Annotated in this window: 1 pseudogene; it reads right to left on the bottom strand. The window is 38.6% G+C overall.

Annotated features, from left to right (window positions below):
* A pseudogene (locus tag SB773_RS35210) lies at positions 1–228 on the bottom strand (plasmid recombination protein); the annotation flags it as partial.

Consider the following 228-nt stretch of genomic DNA (forward strand, 5'->3'; position numbering starts at 1 on the left):
CCCTCTCCAACCGCTACAACCAATTCTCGTTGCTCATGTGTCTTTTCATTTTTATGTATTTTGTCATAGTAGTCCTGAATCTTACGGTCATTTCGTTTTTGCTTCTCATTATACTTGTCCACCGCTTCTTGAAAGACATCCTTGTATACAATTCGGATATCCTTTTGAACAAAGTAGATATTCTCGTCTAACCTGGATGGATCGATGCCAGGATTCCCATAAATGTTT

The sequence above is a fragment of the Bacillus sp. SIMBA_074 genome (genome assembly GCF_046534555.1).
Lineage (GTDB): Bacteria > Bacillota > Bacilli > Bacillales > Bacillaceae_G > Bacillus_A > Bacillus_A mycoides.